Origin of the sequence: Nocardia sp. NPDC060220 (genome assembly GCF_042727815.1) — a bacterium.
In the GTDB taxonomy this organism is placed as follows: Bacteria; Actinomycetota; Actinomycetes; order Mycobacteriales; family Mycobacteriaceae; genus Nocardia.
Genome location: NZ_JBHWZY010001399.1, coordinates 1 through 1,014 on the forward strand (window position 1 = coordinate 1; position 1,014 = coordinate 1,014).

General features: G+C 67.9%; 1 protein-coding gene. It reads right to left on the reverse strand.

The window, feature by feature from the left end; genetic code table 11:
* Nucleotides 1-120 precede the first annotated feature (120 nt).
* Nucleotides 121-1,014, reverse strand: an 894-nt coding sequence (gene dapD / locus ACFWF3_RS37075) for a 2,3,4,5-tetrahydropyridine-2,6-dicarboxylate N-succinyltransferase (protein ID WP_379318941.1), incomplete at its 5' end; no start/stop codon positions are given.

Sequence of the window (1,014 nt, forward strand, 5' to 3'; positions counted from 1 at the left end):
GTTTAGCGTGCGAAATTGCTTGTCCCACATTCGGTTTCATCGTCATTAAACCGAAATATTTGCTTATTTGTTTCTGGTGCCGCTAATGGCGGGGCCGCTCGGCCCGGCAATTCGAGGAGATCAATCGTTGGCGTGCAATGCGGCGTTCAGTTCGACGCCGGTGCCCTTACGCGGCACGACCTCGACGGCGCCGGTGGTGGAATTGCGACGGAACAGCAGATTGTCCTGACCCGACAGGCTCGCGGCCTTGACGACGGTGCCGTCGGGTCCGGTGACCTTGGTGCCCGCGGTGACGTAGAGGCCGGCCTCGATCACGCAATCGTTGCCGAGGGAGATGCCGACACCCGCGTTGGCGCCGAGCAGCGAACGCTCGCCGACCGAGATGACCTGGGTGCCGCCGCCGGACAGGGTGCCCATGATGGAGGCGCCGCCGCCCACATCGGAGCCGTCGCCGACCACGACGCCCGCCGAGATACGGCCCTCGACCATCGAGTTGCCGAGGGTGCCCGCGTTGAAGTTGACGAAGCCCTCGTGCATGACGGTGGTGCCCGCGGCCAGGTGCGCGCCGAGCCGAACCCGGTCGGCGTCGCCAATGCGTACACCGGCGGGGACCACGTAGTCGACCAGGCGGGGGAACTTGTCGACGCTGAGCACCGTTACCGGGCCGCGGGCGCGCAGCTTCAGGCGCGTCTGCTCGAAGCCGTCGACCGCGCACGGGCCGTGGTTGGTCCACACGACATTGCTGAGCAGGCCGAACTGGCCGTCGAGGTTCAGGCCGTGCGGTCGCACGAGGCGGTGCGAGAGCAGGTGCAGACGCAGGTAGACGTCATGCGCGTCGACCGGGGCGGCCGACAGGTCCGCGATCGTGGTGCGCACCGCGATCACCTCGACCCCACGCGCCGCGTCCACGCCGAGGAGTTCGGCGAACTCGGGCACGTCGGCGGCGTCGAGGCGCTGGGAGCCGGTCTCGGTGAACTCGCCCAGCGCGGGGCTGGGGTACCAGGTATCGAGGAC